Source organism: Anaeromusa sp., assembly GCF_028691475.1.
In the GTDB taxonomy this organism is placed as follows: domain Bacteria; phylum Bacillota; class Negativicutes; order Anaeromusales; family Anaeromusaceae; genus Anaeromusa.
Genome location: NZ_JAQUZF010000020.1, coordinates 16,965 through 31,372 on the forward strand (window position 1 = coordinate 16,965; position 14,408 = coordinate 31,372).

25 protein-coding genes are annotated in these 14,408 nt (G+C 47.7%); 3 read left to right on the top strand and 22 right to left on the bottom strand.

Going from position 1 to position 14,408, the window contains the following annotated elements; all coding sequences use genetic code 11:
- Positions 1-39 precede the first annotated feature (39 nt).
- From PHF27_RS04685 to PHF27_RS04770, 18 genes are all read right to left on the bottom strand, one after another.
- On the bottom strand, positions 40-396 hold the full coding sequence (locus PHF27_RS04685) for a VRR-NUC domain-containing protein (RefSeq protein ID WP_300066717.1): 357 nt from the start codon (positions 394-396) through the stop codon (positions 40-42).
- Positions 393-1,415 (bottom strand): hypothetical protein, encoded by a 1,023-nt coding sequence (locus PHF27_RS04690; RefSeq protein WP_300066720.1) that lies wholly within the window; start codon positions 1,413-1,415, stop codon positions 393-395. Before PHF27_RS04690 ends, PHF27_RS04685 begins: the two co-directional genes overlap by 4 nt.
- The gene (locus PHF27_RS04695; RefSeq protein WP_300066723.1) at positions 1,396-1,875 is read right to left on the bottom strand and encodes a DUF559 domain-containing protein; all 480 of its coding nucleotides are present in this window, start codon (positions 1,873-1,875) and stop codon (positions 1,396-1,398) included. Before PHF27_RS04695 ends, PHF27_RS04690 begins: the two co-directional genes overlap by 20 nt.
- The gene (locus PHF27_RS04700; RefSeq protein WP_300066726.1) at positions 1,872-3,416 is read right to left on the bottom strand and encodes a PcfJ domain-containing protein; all 1,545 of its coding nucleotides are present in this window, start codon (positions 3,414-3,416) and stop codon (positions 1,872-1,874) included. Before PHF27_RS04700 ends, PHF27_RS04695 begins: the two co-directional genes overlap by 4 nt.
- Before the next feature lie 12 nt (positions 3,417-3,428).
- Positions 3,429-3,803: a hypothetical protein gene (locus tag PHF27_RS04705; protein WP_300066729.1), complete on the bottom strand. Its 375-nt coding sequence runs from the start codon at positions 3,801-3,803 to the stop codon at positions 3,429-3,431.
- On the bottom strand, positions 3,797-4,321 hold the full coding sequence (locus tag PHF27_RS04710) for a hypothetical protein (protein ID WP_300066732.1): 525 nt from the start codon (positions 4,319-4,321) through the stop codon (positions 3,797-3,799). The genes PHF27_RS04705 and PHF27_RS04710 overlap by 7 nt, the downstream gene beginning before the upstream one ends.
- A gap of 4 nt (positions 4,322-4,325) precedes the next feature.
- A complete protein-coding gene (locus tag PHF27_RS04715; protein ID WP_300066735.1) occupies positions 4,326-5,693 on the bottom strand; it encodes a DEAD/DEAH box helicase in 1,368 nt (455 codons plus the stop codon).
- Complete coding sequence (locus PHF27_RS04720; RefSeq protein ID WP_300066738.1) at positions 5,668-6,333, bottom strand: hypothetical protein; 666 nt, start codon at positions 6,331-6,333, stop codon at positions 5,668-5,670. The genes PHF27_RS04715 and PHF27_RS04720 overlap by 26 nt, the downstream gene beginning before the upstream one ends.
- A gap of 65 nt (positions 6,334-6,398) precedes the next feature.
- Complete coding sequence (locus tag PHF27_RS04725) at positions 6,399-6,866, bottom strand: DUF669 domain-containing protein (protein ID WP_300066741.1); 468 nt, start codon at positions 6,864-6,866, stop codon at positions 6,399-6,401.
- Positions 6,863-7,567, bottom strand: coding sequence for an ATP-binding protein (locus PHF27_RS04730; RefSeq protein WP_300066744.1), 705 nt, complete (start codon positions 7,565-7,567; stop codon positions 6,863-6,865). The genes PHF27_RS04725 and PHF27_RS04730 overlap by 4 nt, the downstream gene beginning before the upstream one ends.
- The gene (locus PHF27_RS04735) at positions 7,564-8,451 is read right to left on the bottom strand and encodes a PD-(D/E)XK nuclease family protein (protein WP_300066746.1); all 888 of its coding nucleotides are present in this window, start codon (positions 8,449-8,451) and stop codon (positions 7,564-7,566) included. The genes PHF27_RS04730 and PHF27_RS04735 overlap by 4 nt, the downstream gene beginning before the upstream one ends.
- A gap of 188 nt (positions 8,452-8,639) precedes the next feature.
- The gene (locus tag PHF27_RS04740; RefSeq protein ID WP_300066749.1) at positions 8,640-9,230 is read right to left on the bottom strand and encodes a hypothetical protein; all 591 of its coding nucleotides are present in this window, start codon (positions 9,228-9,230) and stop codon (positions 8,640-8,642) included.
- Between the two features lie 162 nt (positions 9,231-9,392).
- Positions 9,393-9,626, bottom strand: a complete 234-nt coding sequence (locus PHF27_RS04745; protein ID WP_300066752.1) for a hypothetical protein — start codon at positions 9,624-9,626, stop codon at positions 9,393-9,395.
- 261 nt (positions 9,627-9,887) lie between these two features.
- On the bottom strand, positions 9,888-10,079 hold the full coding sequence (locus tag PHF27_RS04750) for a hypothetical protein (RefSeq protein ID WP_300066755.1): 192 nt from the start codon (positions 10,077-10,079) through the stop codon (positions 9,888-9,890).
- Positions 10,080-10,094: 15 nt separating this feature from the next.
- The gene (locus PHF27_RS04755; RefSeq protein WP_300066758.1) at positions 10,095-10,301 is read right to left on the bottom strand and encodes a hypothetical protein; all 207 of its coding nucleotides are present in this window, start codon (positions 10,299-10,301) and stop codon (positions 10,095-10,097) included.
- Positions 10,302-10,316: 15 nt separating this feature from the next.
- Complete coding sequence (locus PHF27_RS04760; protein ID WP_300066761.1) at positions 10,317-10,517, bottom strand: hypothetical protein; 201 nt, start codon at positions 10,515-10,517, stop codon at positions 10,317-10,319.
- 18 nt (positions 10,518-10,535) lie between these two features.
- The gene (locus tag PHF27_RS04765; protein WP_300066763.1) at positions 10,536-10,916 is read right to left on the bottom strand and encodes a hypothetical protein; all 381 of its coding nucleotides are present in this window, start codon (positions 10,914-10,916) and stop codon (positions 10,536-10,538) included.
- Positions 10,913-11,626: a hypothetical protein gene (locus PHF27_RS04770; protein ID WP_300066766.1), complete on the bottom strand. Its 714-nt coding sequence runs from the start codon at positions 11,624-11,626 to the stop codon at positions 10,913-10,915. The genes PHF27_RS04765 and PHF27_RS04770 overlap by 4 nt, the downstream gene beginning before the upstream one ends.
- A 75-nt stretch (positions 11,627-11,701) precedes the next feature.
- Here PHF27_RS04770 and PHF27_RS04775 point away from each other — a divergent pair, with 75 nt between their 5' ends.
- Positions 11,702-11,980 (top strand): hypothetical protein, encoded by a 279-nt coding sequence (locus tag PHF27_RS04775; protein ID WP_300066769.1) that lies wholly within the window; start codon positions 11,702-11,704, stop codon positions 11,978-11,980.
- Here PHF27_RS04775 and PHF27_RS04780 read toward each other — a convergent pair.
- Positions 11,970-12,245 carry a hypothetical protein gene (locus PHF27_RS04780; protein WP_300066772.1) on the bottom strand — a complete coding sequence of 92 codons (276 nt, stop codon included), beginning with the start codon at positions 12,243-12,245 and terminating at the stop codon, positions 11,970-11,972. The genes PHF27_RS04775 and PHF27_RS04780 overlap by 11 nt on opposite strands.
- A 124-nt stretch (positions 12,246-12,369) precedes the next feature.
- On the opposite strand from PHF27_RS04780, the gene PHF27_RS04785 reads away from it, so the two are divergent.
- Positions 12,370-12,546 carry a hypothetical protein gene (locus tag PHF27_RS04785; protein WP_300066774.1) on the top strand — a complete coding sequence of 59 codons (177 nt, stop codon included), beginning with the start codon at positions 12,370-12,372 and terminating at the stop codon, positions 12,544-12,546.
- On the opposite strand, the gene PHF27_RS04790 is transcribed toward PHF27_RS04785, so the two are convergent.
- Genes PHF27_RS04790 through PHF27_RS04800 form a run of 3 tightly spaced genes read right to left on the bottom strand, consistent with a single transcriptional unit; the run spans position 12,524 to position 13,791 of the window.
- Positions 12,524-12,754 (bottom strand): hypothetical protein, encoded by a 231-nt coding sequence (locus PHF27_RS04790; protein ID WP_300066777.1) that lies wholly within the window; start codon positions 12,752-12,754, stop codon positions 12,524-12,526. The two genes, PHF27_RS04785 and PHF27_RS04790, sit on opposite strands and share 23 nt — an antisense overlap.
- Before the next feature lie 48 nt (positions 12,755-12,802).
- Positions 12,803-13,549, bottom strand: coding sequence for a Rha family transcriptional regulator (locus tag PHF27_RS04795; protein ID WP_300066779.1), 747 nt, complete (start codon positions 13,547-13,549; stop codon positions 12,803-12,805).
- 35 nt (positions 13,550-13,584) lie between these two features.
- Entirely contained in the window at positions 13,585-13,791 is a 207-nt protein-coding gene (locus PHF27_RS04800; RefSeq protein WP_300066782.1) for a helix-turn-helix transcriptional regulator, read from the bottom strand.
- A gap of 146 nt (positions 13,792-13,937) precedes the next feature.
- Between PHF27_RS04800 and PHF27_RS04805 the strand changes: the two genes are divergently transcribed.
- The gene (locus PHF27_RS04805; RefSeq protein ID WP_300066785.1) at positions 13,938-14,309 is read left to right on the top strand and encodes a helix-turn-helix domain-containing protein; all 372 of its coding nucleotides are present in this window, start codon (positions 13,938-13,940) and stop codon (positions 14,307-14,309) included.
- Positions 14,310-14,408 lie beyond the last annotated feature (99 nt).

The following is a 14,408-nucleotide window of genomic DNA, read 5'->3' on the forward strand; positions in this document are numbered from 1 at the left end:
AATGATTGTCGCCTCCTTTCTGCATATGCTGTGATATCGCTACGGATGCACTAACTTCACTGCATCTTCCGCCGATCGCGCAATGCCGGCAATGGCGCCTTGCGACTGCAGAAAGGAAAGCATGTGTTTTTGTTCCGGCCGGATCCGTCCCTTTAGAGTCTTAACCTCTAGTCCGGTAAATACCGGCATAGCGTTGCGAAGGGTAAAGCCAAATAAATCCGGGAAGCCCGGAGGCAAGCCGGTATTAAACGGCCTGCCTTCCTTGATTAAAATGTCGCCATTGGCCAAGCGGATAATTTCTTTCCCTGTCCAAGCCTGTCCAACGTTTGCGCGGAAATAGGTACCGAAAGGAGATATGGCTTTCCGGATGTCATTTTGAATGTCGGATTCCCTCATAAACGCTCTCCCATGACCGCAATGAGTTTTTTCGTTGCTGCCTGGTATTTAGTGTGAGTTTCCGTGTCCGTGATTTCGGCCAGAGACTGAAGCAGTTGGTTGAAGTTCGATTTCAGCACTTCGAAAGCGACCCTGTATTTCAGCGCCGCGGCATCGCCTGGAGCCGCTTCCTTTGGCGCGGACCTGAGTCGCTCCACCTCTTCTTGCAGCCTGGCCAACTCCTGCACCGTGGCTTCTGGAATCTTTTCCTCAATCACCGTTGAGATGGTCGGCGGCTTTTTCAGTTCTTCCTGGAGGCCATTGATTTCTTCCTGGGCCTGCTGCAGCTGAGCCTTGAGCTTGGTTACTTGCTCTTCATCAACTATGCCGCTTTGAGCCTCCTGCAGCTGTTCTGTAAGCTTCAGCAACTCCAAGTCCTTGGCTTTGATTTTCTCCACCAAAGAATCCATACTCGTTCGGGCCTGCTCCATGGTGGTTTTATAGTCTTCGTTTTCTTCCTCCAGGGTACTGGCTTTGGTCTGCAGTGTAGATTTTTCCCGTATCAGCTGCTGCAGATTTTCTTTCATGTGGGTCAGCTCTTCCTGGAGCTCGTCGCGCTCGCCCTGGGCTTCCTTTTGAGCCTTAATGGCTTCTTGATATTGTTTATGGGTAGTGATATCACCAGAAAAGACAGCATCTTTTATTTCAGGATTAACTGACGGTCGCGCAATTTCATCAACTAGTCGCTTTGGTAATGCTTCAAGAAATTCTCGTTTATCGCCATTGGCGATAATCAATTCGTGATATCGAATTAATCTGTGAGTCGTGTCCGGTTTAAACCCAATCGATTCAGCCCACTGCTGGAAGCAACCGTAACCATTTTGCGCCAAATGATCTTGAGCATCTTTCAGCTCACGTCCAACATCAAAACGAGCTTTATGGAATGCCCCTTCAATTACAGCTTCTTTTCGCTGTAAAAAAGTTTTTGTTTCCGTACTCACGGAAGCGTAGTTAAATCCACTATCCAACAGATTTTCCATATAGCACCTCGTTGTTAATATTTTTCGATATTACCTTCGCAGCCATGTTCTCAACTTCTTGGTTGCTAATTCGAATAGTTTTTATTCCCAAGTTCTTGAAAAACAAATCTCGCAAGGCGTCTTTCAATACCTGAAGTTTTTTCTTATGCGACTTCCCGTCAATTTCATATATGACATTGCTTTTCCGGTCATAAAAATCGACTATAAATCGTCGGCTAAGCCATTCTTTACTGCCATTGACCCCAGTACCAAAAACAACTTGCCGCTCTAAATCAGGGAAAATCAGAGCAAACATATTTTCATGCATAGTTCCTTTTTTATAGCCGCATCCACCAATAAAACTTTTACTTCCCAGCGCAATATCAAGAATTCTAGTTGCTTGTTCTTGCTTTGTTTTGGGAACAAGTGGATTACAAAACTGCTTTACTTTGTTGAGATAACTTTCCACCAACTCACTCATGCGGTTTTGGCTCCTTTCTTTTTGCCCAACTTGGCCAGCTTGAACTGTGCAACGAATTTGTCTACTTCAGGTGTAGGCGCGCAATTCTTGCGGCCGCGGCACTGGATGACTTCATTCCCTTTTAGTTCAAGCGTGTAAAATGGTTTTTCAGGTCGTTGTGTTTCTCGGATAACTAAGATTGCGGTTTTCCCAAACGCATGCTGTTCCGCATAGGTTCCAACGCAATGCTGCAGAGCCTTTCCTTCTCGGATCAGCTCGTCAATGGAAGCCACTGGACGGATTAATATTGCTTCGCCTTCAAAGCAATATCGCTTTAGTTCGTCATAACGTCGATGCACATTTTTCTCTAGGATTTCGTCTTTCTGGATTTCCACTTGCTTGATAGTATTTTGGTGCATTGTCTGTAAGTTCCGCGGGAATAATACCGATGGATCCGTTAAGTCAAAGTCTAGCTTTTTTGCATCCCGGAGGTAGTCTCGGTACGTTATCCCTAGAGCGCCAATATAGCGATAATGCTCTTTATCCTTTTCCAACTGCTTTTCTAAATACGCAGCTAATTTAACCAAAGAACATTGTTGCTGGATATCAACTACCTCCTCTACGTCTAGCCTGGAAAAAACTCCGCGATGAGCTTTTAATACCTCGCTTAACAACACACTTGGATTTTCTTTGCGGAAAATTTGCCAGATCCTTAATTCCCTAGAGTCAGGCTGCAGCTTACGAAGCTCTTGAATATCATCCTTGTTAATTTTCATGCGTAGCACATCTGGAAGCGTTTTTCCGCTCCAGTTTATGACCCCGAAAGTTCTACTATAGCCGTAAAGCTTGTCCTTCACGGCCATATCAAGGCCGATTTTTGTGAGATACTCAACGCATGGATGCTTGCAGTAAAGCGCAAGTATTTTTACTGCATCAGTTTTATGGGCGTACGTTTCCCACGTGCTGTACTGAAATGGTGTTCCTTTTACTACGGCCGCAATATTTTCCTGGGAAGAATATATGGAATATCCTTGGCCCATGTATTTAGGGAACAACGAGTACGCTGTTTTGCATCGCACCATGTGAGGAACATAGGAGTTTTTCTCAAGGCTGTACCGGTACTCTTGCCGGTACATCTTAGGTGTTTTACCAGACTGAAAAACATAATAGCTTTCGCAGTCGTAGCGTGTCTGCACGTTCCTGATGTCGTCGCCGCCGTAATCCCGCACCGCAAAGAAGCCTCTGACCACAACCACTTTCGGATCCAGTTTCGACTTTTCATAAAACACGAAATAAGAACGATCGACCAAGGTTTTATGGCCACGCCCAGCATGCTTGCCAATGCACTGGCTCTTGCATTCCGGGCACTCCATGGGCTCGTTGTGGTCGTAAGATCGATGCAGTTCAAAGTCACGATGACAATAGGTGCAGTAACCAAAACGCTTGCGGCCCAGGCGGCGGATAAAGATATACCGACTATGCAAAAACGCTTCATTGTGCATAAACTGCTGAAACGCCTTTCCTAGCCTGGGGAAATGCTTTTTGTCCTCTTTAAAAGACAATGCTCTCGCCTCCTACAAAAGATCGTCTAGCGAAATGTCCAATCCCGTTGGCGCCGCAGCGGCCGGAGCTGGAATCTCAACAGAAACTGGCGCTTTCGGCTCAGCGGCCACCGGCATTTCCCCGTGAATCCCAAAGTATTCGTTGATGATTTTAAAACCTTGGTCCGGGGCGATGACGGCGACGTTGCCAATCTTCTGTTTAGAGGCAATCCCTTTCATTTTTTCAAGGCTGCCGGCAATGGTTTTCTTTTCGTCCATAATGAGCGCAGCATCCGCCGGATGCGCCTGAATGTGTGTTTTTAAGTAGCCGCCGATGAATACCACATAGCTGTTGTTTTTCTCTTTATCCATCTCGTCTTGCAGCTTCTTCAGCGCCTGCTCTAACATAAGGCAACCTCCTTCAGAAATTCGCATTTCTTTTCTCCAAGATCAACCGGGCAAATCAGGTGAATGTCATCCACGAGCAAAAACTCTTTGGAGGCCAATTTCTTGATTGCGGGATATCCGCCGGAAAGCATTTCAAAGTATTTGGAATGGATGCCGTAATAGCGCGTGTTATCTACGTAAAGCCGGATATACTCATCCAGGTTCAGCCGAGTCGACGCCAGCACGCCCACCGTGCCATGGTTCATGACTGTAACGTACTTATTCCGCACATCATCCGCTGTGAGAGCACCCTGCGCTTCTTCTAGGCCATCCTTGGCCTTATAGAGCCAAACCTCATGCTGCTTAGCTTCAATCTTGCACTGCACTTTCCAAAACTGCTTATCATTGAGGCGCAGGATGAAATGATTCGTAGCAACCAGGTTGAAGTCTTCGCTGATGGGAATCAGGATGAAAGTTCCTGCTTCCAAAATGGCCTTGGCGGCCTTGTTTACGTTGACCAATCGTTCATGAAGGTCCATAGTTCTATCCCCTTATTCCTTTCAATTTTGCCTGGATTTTTATCCAGCCGTTTTTATATCCCCGTTCCTTGGCTATTCGGATCAAGTCATCCATGCTAGTGGCCCGACCTACTTCGATTCGACGCTCTGTTTTTTCGACAGGCGAGAATTCTTTCAGTTCTCCTTCTTCCTCTTCGATTTCTCGCTTGGCTATCGGATACTGAAATCCACAGAACGGACAAGCCGGCGCCGGATCATGTGCGGCAAAGCAATTTTGACAGACTTTGATTTTTACGAGCGCCTGCTGCTTCTGCCTGAATTTTTTCTCGCGTCCTTCCAACGACCATTCTCGCTCGGCATCCGGCAAACCGTGACGCATGACATTTCCCACATGGTCCAAGATAATTGCCAGCTTGTCCGGATTGTTCCGATCGGCGCGCATGCCCCGCATGCTCTGCTGTATAAACAGCGTGAGAGATTGTGTCGGCCGCAAAAGCATCACCGCTTCCATGGCCGGCACATCCACACCCTCGCCAAACAGGTCCACATTACAAAGGACCTTTATTTCTCCTCGCCGAAAGGCTGCGACCGTCTGCTCTCTCTCGGCCGCCGGCGTCGTCCCGTCGATATGGACGGCCGATACTCCCGCCGCCCGAAAGGACGCTGCCGTGTTTTGGCTGTGGGCAATGCTGGCGCAATACGCGATTCCCTGGCGTCCAATGGCCAGCTTGAGATAGTGAGCCACTGCGTCGCCGATAATCGCAGATTTATTAACTCGAACCTCGACTTCTTTCGCATCAAAATCTCCCATCTTAATCCGTATATTCCCCAGGTCCGCCATGACCGGCGGCGCGTAATATTTGTATGGTGCCAGAAAACCTCTACAAATCAGTTCCTTGGCCGGCGGCCCCATTACCAATGTCTCGAACACACTGCCCAGCCCTTGCCCATTTAAGCGTGCTGGCGTAGCCGTAAGCCCGACTATCTTGGCCTCCTCAAAATATTGCAGTATGGCCATCCAGGTTGCCGCCGTCGCGTGGTGGCATTCATCGAGAATAATTAGCTGGAAATCTTTTAAGCCACCCAGTCGCCTGGCCACGGTTTGTACGCTGCCGATCTGAATGGAATCGCCTGTTTGCGGGTACCCAGGAGCAATAACACCAAAGTGCATATTAAGCGCCTGAAAGGTCCCTGCGGCCTGCTGTATGAGCTCTTTGCGATGCACCAGGAACAATGTACGGTTGCCGAAGGATGCAGCACGCTGGGCCATGTAGGCCATAAGCAGCGTCTTCCCCGCACCGCACGGAGCCACAAAACAAACCGACCGCATGCCTTGTACAAAACGAGCGCGGATATCATTGATACCTCTAGATTGATAGTCCCTTAACTGCATAGTCGATGGCCTCCACTGGCGACATGCCCTGGCTCATAGCACGGGCAACTTTGCCACGACTGATGCCTAGCGCCTTCACCCAATCAGCTAGAACCTTGGTTGATCCATTGATAGTTACAAAAACATTTCTGCTATTGTTACGCAACTGAGTTGCCTGCGAAACAAACCTACAGTTTTCCGGACAATATCCTTTGTCATTGTCAATCCGATCAATTGTCAATTCATCGGTATATCCGTTTTTCAGAGCCCAGTCGAAAAATGCTTGAGGACTGTTTCTCCATTCGGTACAAACCGTAATTCCTCGACCACCATATCGACTATAGTGAGTGTTTTTCTGGTTGTAGCATCTCGCCTTCATATTTGAATAAGTAGTATAGATTCGCTCGTTCTTTTTTCCGTGAATCGTATTTACACAACGCGCTTTTTCTGAAATCTTTCTTGCGATCCGTGCAGATATTTCGCTATGCAAACACCCACAGCTTAGCGTCTTTCCGCTCCGAACATTATTTAGCGTTGCGATATGGCTCTTTCCGCATTCACAAGAAAAAAGCCACTTGGTCTTCTCGCCAGCCTTTGTCACTCTTTGCACGGCTGTCAGCCTGCCAAACTTTTGTCCTGAGATATCAATAAACGCGCTCATTCTCGACCTCTCTTTACAAAACGAGCGCGGTAAAATACCGCGCTCCTGGTAGTCTCTAAGCAGCATTAAAACGGCAAATTACTAGTGTCGATTTTTGCGTTCCCTGCTGCACCATCAGGGGCTGTCCCGACAGTTTTATTGATGTAGAGATTGGAATAGGTTTTGCCATCTTGCCCCGGCTTACTGGTCTTCATTTCCACTTCCAAGATTTTATCCAGCACGCCTGGGAAATAGCTTTCGATTTTACTGAACGGCTCCGGGTTGACGCCGATCCGCGCCAGGTCCGACTTTAAGTACGGGAGCTGCTTTTCGTTGATGCTCTTGTAGTACACGACCTTGCGGTCTTTGTGTTCGCCGACGGCAACCACTAAGTCCATGCGTAGCGCCAGCTCATTCGTTTTTTTGTTTGGTTCAATCCGGATGGTATCGACACGCGCCTGATATTTTCCATCCGGCAGCGGCGTAAAGCTGGTGGCCTCCGCCTTTTCAAAATCATCATCAAAGTTCTTCAAAAAGCTCTCAAATTCACTCATGCTGTTTTACCTCCCATTGCTTGGCCAAAGGCCTCTTTAATTGCTGTGTAGCTCATTTCGAGCGTTTCCGGCATCGCGCCAGTACGGTCGCCGCCCTCCCAATTCTCAGACGGCTTGGTGCGAATGATGCGCTGCGGACCGTCTGCGCCGTTCTCAATAGTGACATAGAAGATGAAGTCGCAAATTGGAAGGGTAATCTCCCGGGCCTGCTTGGGCATGGTCGGTACCCACTTGGTAATAGAGCCGGTCCGGGTCTTAATCTCTAGCGCCTCGGCGTGGCTAATGAGGACTACGCCGTAGGGCAACGATGTGAGTTTAATAATGGCTCGGGCAAACTCGTCCTTAACCAGCTTCCAGCCTTTGCCCCAATCCAGCTCGGATTCGTGCTGAATCTTGTTTTTCTGGCAAATAAACGCCGAGCAAAACTTGAAGAGATTGTCCACCGTATCAATAACGATGGTTTTAAATTCATGCTTGCCGGCGGCAATTTCTCCGCAGGCGGCGAGGAATTCCTCCCAGCTAGTGATTGGCACATTGTAGGTTTCCAAGGCGTTCAAGCCGGCTTCTGTGGCTAAGAACAACGCTTGGTCGAACTGGCTGGCCAGCGTGGATTTACCGGTTTTCGGCGCCCCGTAAATCAGGGTGGTGTACTTCTCAAAATCATGCTGCGGGCTGCTTTTCTGGGTCGGTAGTAAACTCATTGTGCGTCCCCTTTCAATTCTTCATGGATTTCTTTTTTCTCGTAAAACAATTCCCAATCAGCCTGGCCGGTGCAAATTGGCATGTATTCGCATTTGCCCCAATCCAGGCAGCGGGAAGCATTTTTGTAATGGATGTTCTTGCTTCGCTGGTACAGGTACTCTTTCGTGAAGGCCCAAAGTTCCTTTTCAAACTGTTCCAGATCTTCCTGAGAGCGATAAAACTGGCCCTCGTAGAAGTAGAAGTCTGGTCGTTCTTGATAGTCTTGCTCCAGCCTCTGGCAGTACTGAGCGATGGATTCTTTCTTGGTCGGCCTGATGGATGGCTTTTTGATTACCCGATAGATAACGCCGGCGACATTGATGCCAAACATTTTCTGCGCTGCATAAATATAGGTACTGATTTGGTCATCCAGCTCTAGGCGCTCAAGGTATCCTTCGTTGATTTGGCCAGCGGTTTTGTACTCCACGATCCAGTACTGATTGTCTAACTTCACAATGGCGTCAATCTTACCGTTTAGCCGGAAGGTCCGCGACTGCGCTCCTGTTTCCGGATTAACGATCGGAATATCAAATTTCTGTTCCTTCATAGAGTCGTCTGGCCATTGGCCAAACTTGGCGAAGTATCCCTGCAGCATGGCCCGTACCATGGACCGATTGATTTCCAGCTTATCCGCTTCTTCCTGCGTACTCGGCATAGCTCCGTCAAAATAGGCAACCGCCTGGTCAATATCGCTAGTTTCTAAGCCAAGATGCACCGCCGATCCGATGTTCAGCGCTTCGCGTTTGTTTTTCGGTACCAGCTGCAAGTCATAACGAATATGCTCATGCATGGGGCAGTTTTTCCGCGCCTTGATCCGCGAGTGCGTTAATATCTCAAAATCCATTTTGTTCCTCCTTGAATCGTTCTTCGTAGCAATCAGGGCAATATTTATGAAGGTCTAGTCCAGGCCCATAACGCAGTTCGTCTGCTGCACATAAGCACCCGCAGTCTGAACACTGCTTCCTTGCCGGCTCCGGCACATCAGGTGCACGGTGCGGGTATGCTGCTGTATGCCATGGCAGTTGAGTAACATCAGGTAGCATCATCGGCCTCTGTTTCCGCGGCGATCTCTGTTTCCGGTACCGCATCAGTAGCGTCCTCAACCTCAAGCTCCACGGTTACGCCTAAAAACCGAAGCTTGATGTATTGCACCAAGGCCACATACTGTTTGCCGAAATCGCTTTCACCGTGGCGTTTTGTAACTGCTGCTTCAAACTTTTCAAGAGAGCCCTGGAAACAACCGCGCGTGATTTCGATTTCGTTTTTGGTTGTGTACGCAGTGAGCGTTCCGTCTTCAGAGCCGACATTCGAGAACCAAGCAACGTGCTTGCACGAAAGCACCCGAGCATTGCCGGACACCTGAGCATTGCCGTACACCCGAGCATCGCCGTACACCCGAGCATCGCCGGACACCCGAGCATCGCCGGACACCCGAGCATCGCCGGACAACCAAGCATTGCCGTACACCCAAGCATTGCCGGACTGATCAAGATTCTCTTCCTTTTCCACGAAGCCACCGAGCTCACCGACCTCAACACCACCAAAGGAAATCAGAGCCTTAATTCGGAACAATGTACGCCCAAACCACAATTTAGATTCGCTAGTCAATTCATATTTTTTCACGGTGCAAGACCTCCATTTTTTAATTAGTACTTACCATAGGCAGGTGTGCCGAACGAGATACTAAACATTTAAAGCAAACGATTTTCTTGCCAGACATGTAGTACGAGTCGTGAGTCTGCATCTGCTTTCCGCAGCACTCGCAACGTACTTGATGTGCTCGTCTCATAGCAGCACCCTCCATATCTGCAAAGTGAAGTATACGAACGCCACCAGAATAACTTTCCCGAACATGGAATCAATCCGATCCGCGCGTTTAGCCCGGTCCCGCAGCAGCCAGAGATTAAACCGCCGGCTTGCCATTACAGGACGCATGCGGTATGATTGAAGATAGGTTAGGTTTTCCTTGGCCCCCTCAGTGCTGCAACGCTGGGGGGGCTTTTCATTTAACGAGGTCATGATTGCTCCTTTCTTTTTGAAGGATTTTCCATCACGCTCCCGAAGTGAAGACGAGAAGGGAGGTGAAAAGGTTGGCATTAAAACATTACTCTGTTAACACAAAAGACCTATCTCTTTCTGAAAGAGACTCATTACTAGCCACGGTCGATCAATTAGCTTTCATGACAATCCCGGACCTTGCAAACGCAGGATACTTTGAAGTGTTCTGGGATAATCCGAACGACATAAGAACTGTCGTTCATTTTCCTCCAAACTGCATCATTACTCTTCTGTGAAAACTTCAAGCACATCTACTGCCGCCGGGTCGTGTTCCAGCACTATCCGGCATTTCTTTTTGAAATTAATGTCTTTCAGAAGTGCAGATAAGAGCGTTGCTATTTTTTCTAGCTCCCCTGCCCGGATATGAATTTCTTTTGTTTTGCGAAGAACTGGCTTCATACTAGCGTTTTCCATCTTTTTCACCTCCTCTCACCGTAGTTTCATGAGCAGCAGCTCGGTTTCTTCCGGCGTCAATTCGCCGCTACATTTGTCATCATCAGAAAACCAGTGCCCCGTATTCGCTGATCCAACCCGCAGCACCGCAGCCCAGCCCTCTTGCTGAAAGTAAAGCTGGAATACGCTTTTGGAGCGAGTCATTTTCCCAGTGTAGGCAAACTTCGTGAAATCAGGTTTCATGATGGTGGCTCCTTTCTATGCGCTCTTGATTGATGATAATTTCGCGGTTTCTTTTTTCAAGGCAAAATGCTTTTTGATCTCCGCTTCTTCGTCGAAAGGCTCTCCCGCTTGCAGCGCTTCTTGTTTCCGCTGCATAATCGCGAGCACTTCTTTCATAGCGCCTTCTACGATCGGTGCGTAGGATACCATTTGAATAGGTGCCTTATCTTTTTCCATCTGGCGTTACACCCTTTCTCATCCAAAATCCAATGACAACTGTTCCGCCAATTCCTTGCCGCGCTTGAGTACCTTTTCGATGGACTTGTCGCGGCAATCGCGGCCTTTTACAAGCGTCCTGTAGACGTTTCGAACATCTTTAATGTTGTCGCTTTCATCTACATTGATGTAACACCGCTCACCGTCAGAATCCACGGCAAATACGTTTCTTGCGCCTGTTTCATCTTTGATTGTTGATGCGATCCGATTAGCAAGACGCCCCATGTCCTGTTCGGCCAACTTCTTGTAATCGGGAACGTAATGCGGACTAATCATATCGAGCAAGTCTTTCTTGCTTCGCTTGGGGCTCTCAATGAACTGGTCGATGATCAGCCGTCTGGCTTCCCTGGAAATGCTCACTTTTGGTGCTCCTTTCTGCTTAGAAAAGCTTTTATAACCCGAAGATTTTCAAGAGCCTCGTTCACCATGTCCAACTGGAAAGCGCCCTCCCCTTTTACTGTCAGGGATTCATGCCATGCCTGCAGGTGTTCTTGCGACACTTTCACCAAACACGCCGCAGAGATAGCTTCGTTAATGCTCCGGGCTGCCTGGTAGCGGAATTCGTAGTTTTCCTCTTTGGGTGGCGGTGCGTTTTTCTGCTTTACCAATTGCAGCACCCTGGAACGGGTTGGCAGGTCGTCGTTTTCCCTGGCCTCGGCCTTGACCTGCTCGACTACATCTTTGTTGGAGGCGAGGGTTTCGAAGCGCTGTTTTTGTTTTTCTGTAAATCCTAAGTCTTGAATCGCTTCTGCTTTTGGCTTTTCAGATTTTACTGCGGTTAACCTCGGGACATTGGTGTCCTTAGGTTGTAAGTCACTCCTAAACCCAGCAGCTTTCGGAATCTGCTTCAGCAGCTCCCCGATCCGCACTTCCGCATCCAAGAGCGCTTCGCTAAGCATCTGCGCCTCGTTGCGTTTCTGGGTGCGAACTTCTTCGGCTAATTCCAGTTTGTTGATGGCTCGGATTTCGGCCCGCACGGAAACAAGTTTTTCCCGGCCAACCAAGATGAACTTGGCGAGGTCTTCGATGGTTGCAGGAAGGTTGTGCGAAGCCGGGATGAGTTCTGTCATAATCACGCTCCTTTCTTCTTTTCGCAGGATAACCAAATTGAACGTCGAAGCCCTCCTCGAGAGGAGGTGATTATATTGGCTTACCAAAACCCACTTATTAGCAAGGCATTGACCGACGCAGTTCGTGCTGATGATTCCGGCAAAGAAGTCTATGAACACGACTGCCACAATCTTCCCATCTGTTCTTCTTATGGCGAAGTTTTCTTCGGTTGCCTTGCTGGCGCAAATTCCGGGAATCGCTGTAGTCGCGGCGAAAAAATGCAAATTAGGATTTTGAATGATATGAATCCTAATGCAATTCATAAACCGCCAAAGCCCAGCGCAGAGGAAATTGCTAATTACATCAAGGGATAAATTTTGTTTTCATGATTTTCCCGCGAACCAATCCCAATACTTTAATTGCCGACATGATGGAAAGACCTTCGTTACAGAGGTTTTTTACAATCGCGTCGGCAATTTCGTTTGTTCTTGCACTAATCGCCTTACCTAACCAGATTGCTTCTATGCCATCGCCCTTGGTTGCAAGCAATGCGGACATCTCGCCAATGGTCTTGCATCCGCATTCTTTCAGATATGGTTGCCAGTTATTTAAGTCTGGCATTCCGTCGTTTCTTGGCATTGCACTACGCTCCTTTCTTCTTTTTGCCGCCAGTCGGCTGGAAGAGATAATCTAATGGTTTGAATAAACTCATAGCTCTTGCTATGCTGGATTTAGCTGTGCAGATGCGAACAGGAGGGGGACAATGATTTCAAAAGAACAAGTAGCACATGATCTAGCCATAGTTACCGCTTCAGCCATGTATATGCATTCATTGAAAGGTTCAATACAGATAACCGACGAACAGCTTTTACGCCAAATGGTGATTGAGTACAAGCGAAATTTTGAAGAGCTCAAGCTTATTTGCGCTGAAAAACTGTAATTCTTTGTAAACTATCAAACAAAAAACCTACCCGTTGATTGCTAATTTTACTAACTATCTGCACAGCCTCTTTGGTTTTATCAAGCAACCACAATGCTTCATACACAGTAAGTTCTTTGGCTCTTAGAATGTTGTACAGCTCACTAACTGTCTCTGCGTTTGCTCCTAATATCTTTTCAAACTCCGTTTTCTCTTTTGAAAGATCCATGTCTACGCTCCTTTCTTCTTTTTGCCGCCAGTCGGCTGGAAGAGATACCTACTCCCCGGCGCTTGCTGTCAGCAAACCAACTACAGATTCATTCCACTTGATTTGATAGCCGCTGTGTCCGTTACGGGTAAAGGGCATCTCTTCGCCATGTGGCTTACCGGCATCCGTCAAGCGCCAGTCTCCTTCAATCTTTTCCTGTAGCCCTATCCCTGCAAGCATTAAGTTAGTTTTTGCGGCATTCATACTCAGCCGCTTTCCAACCTCAGTAGGATTCAAAAAGCCCGTATCATGTGCTGCTGCTGGAATTAGCTTTTTTACAGGCTCAAGGTCTACGCCATATTCCGCTTCCATCATTCCCAAACAAGTGGCCTGCGCAATCCCTGGCTTTACGCCCATGTATTTCTGAATTGCTGCGGCCATACTGAGGGCCTTCTTGGTGGCGATGTCAACTTGCTTGGCTGCTTGAAACCGCAGCCGGTCATCCATGTCATGGAATGTGCTGACGTATGCCGCCGTAAAGAGAGTTCCCTTTTCGCCGGTCATCTTGTTGCCGATGAAGTCGCAGCCCTTCCGGGAGATTAGGTAGCATGGGCGAGTTTCGCCTTTTCTGTCCTTGTATGCTGATTCCTTGAAGAAATCTAACCAATCCATATTTGGATTCGTTGGTTTTTCCAAATCTCCAATATAACCGCGAATATCCCGGCACAGGTGCGCGTGGTCTTTATCCACCATCTCCGCTACCTGGCGGCTGTCCACCCAATGCTGGCCGTCCTTTTTTACCAGAGTAAGATTCATGTTAGGCTCCTTTCTTCTTTTTGACACAAAACGTGTCATTGAGATTTAAAAAAAATTTCTTCAACAGTAGTACCGTAGTACGCTGCCAACCTGACTTTAATTTCATCGCGTGGTATCCTCGCGCCCAACTCATACATAGTAAGAGCTGATTTACTAATGCCGCAAGCAGACGCAACTACAAGTCGCTTTTCATCGCCGCGCAGTTCCACGAGACGTTCTGCAATTGTTTTGTGATTAGTCATGTGGCATCCTCCTTCCTTTTTAGTCACATTTCGTGTCTAAATTAATATTAGCACGAGGATAATAGCATGTCAACACACAACGTGACAAATTTTTATTGTTTTCCATCACGTATCGTGATATTATAAAACAAAAAGGATGATGCGACGTGGCATTTAATGAAAGAATAAAAACCTTGAGACTCGAGAAAAACCTTACACAGGATGAACTTGCCAAAGCTACGGGATTAAGCCGCAGCGCCATCGGTATGTATGAGTCTGGAAGTAGAGAGCCTAACTTTGAAACATTGGAAGTGCTTGCCGACTTTTTCAATGTTGATATGAACTATCTTTTAGGAAGAAGTGAAATACCAAATCACCCCTGCTACTACCTCGACCCCGAAGTTGCAGAGCTTGCCGATCAGCTCCACAAGAACCCAGAAATGCGCATCTTGTTTGATGCCAGCAAGAAACTAACTAAGGAAGACATCCAGTTTGTCATGGATATGGTCAACCGTATGAAAAAGGATGATGGTCAGTGAATATAATTGTCAGGTACCAAGACCTGCCCTGCAGGGTTAAGGCATTTTCCGCAGCGAATCACGACGGTACATACACCATTGTTATAAACTCTCGCCGCA

What these genes read in the sequence shown, in the direction of transcription:
- PHF27_RS04685 (WP_300066717.1), bottom strand. Translation starts at nt 396, where the DNA reads ATGAGGGAATCCGACATTCAAAATGACATCCGGAAAGCCATATCTCCT.
- PHF27_RS04690 (WP_300066720.1), bottom strand. Translation starts at nt 1,415, where the DNA reads ATGGAAAATCTGTTGGATAGTGGATTTAACTACGCTTCCGTGAGTACG.
- PHF27_RS04695 (WP_300066723.1), bottom strand. Translation starts at nt 1,875, where the DNA reads ATGAGTGAGTTGGTGGAAAGTTATCTCAACAAAGTAAAGCAGTTTTGT.
- PHF27_RS04705 (WP_300066729.1), bottom strand. Translation starts at nt 3,803, where the DNA reads ATGTTAGAGCAGGCGCTGAAGAAGCTGCAAGACGAGATGGATAAAGAG.
- PHF27_RS04710 (WP_300066732.1), bottom strand. Translation starts at nt 4,321, where the DNA reads ATGGACCTTCATGAACGATTGGTCAACGTAAACAAGGCCGCCAAGGCC.
- PHF27_RS04715 (WP_300066735.1), bottom strand. Translation starts at nt 5,693, where the DNA reads ATGCAGTTAAGGGACTATCAATCTAGAGGTATCAATGATATCCGCGCT.
- PHF27_RS04720 (WP_300066738.1), bottom strand. Translation starts at nt 6,333, where the DNA reads ATGAGCGCGTTTATTGATATCTCAGGACAAAAGTTTGGCAGGCTGACA.
- PHF27_RS04725 (WP_300066741.1), bottom strand. Translation starts at nt 6,866, where the DNA reads ATGAGTGAATTTGAGAGCTTTTTGAAGAACTTTGATGATGATTTTGAA.
- PHF27_RS04730 (WP_300066744.1), bottom strand. Translation starts at nt 7,567, where the DNA reads ATGAGTTTACTACCGACCCAGAAAAGCAGCCCGCAGCATGATTTTGAG.
- PHF27_RS04735 (WP_300066746.1), bottom strand. Translation starts at nt 8,451, where the DNA reads ATGGATTTTGAGATATTAACGCACTCGCGGATCAAGGCGCGGAAAAAC.
- PHF27_RS04745 (WP_300066752.1), bottom strand. Translation starts at nt 9,626, where the DNA reads ATGACCTCGTTAAATGAAAAGCCCCCCCAGCGTTGCAGCACTGAGGGG.
- PHF27_RS04750 (WP_300066755.1), bottom strand. Translation starts at nt 10,079, where the DNA reads ATGGAAAACGCTAGTATGAAGCCAGTTCTTCGCAAAACAAAAGAAATT.
- PHF27_RS04755 (WP_300066758.1), bottom strand. Translation starts at nt 10,301, where the DNA reads ATGAAACCTGATTTCACGAAGTTTGCCTACACTGGGAAAATGACTCGC.
- PHF27_RS04760 (WP_300066761.1), bottom strand. Translation starts at nt 10,517, where the DNA reads ATGGAAAAAGATAAGGCACCTATTCAAATGGTATCCTACGCACCGATC.
- PHF27_RS04770 (WP_300066766.1), bottom strand. Translation starts at nt 11,626, where the DNA reads ATGACAGAACTCATCCCGGCTTCGCACAACCTTCCTGCAACCATCGAA.
- PHF27_RS04780 (WP_300066772.1), bottom strand. Translation starts at nt 12,245, where the DNA reads ATGCCAAGAAACGACGGAATGCCAGACTTAAATAACTGGCAACCATAT.
- PHF27_RS04785 (WP_300066774.1), top strand. Translation starts at nt 12,370, where the DNA reads ATGATTTCAAAAGAACAAGTAGCACATGATCTAGCCATAGTTACCGCT.
- PHF27_RS04790 (WP_300066777.1), bottom strand. Translation starts at nt 12,754, where the DNA reads ATGGATCTTTCAAAAGAGAAAACGGAGTTTGAAAAGATATTAGGAGCA.
- PHF27_RS04795 (WP_300066779.1), bottom strand. Translation starts at nt 13,549, where the DNA reads ATGAATCTTACTCTGGTAAAAAAGGACGGCCAGCATTGGGTGGACAGC.
- PHF27_RS04800 (WP_300066782.1), bottom strand. Translation starts at nt 13,791, where the DNA reads ATGACTAATCACAAAACAATTGCAGAACGTCTCGTGGAACTGCGCGGC.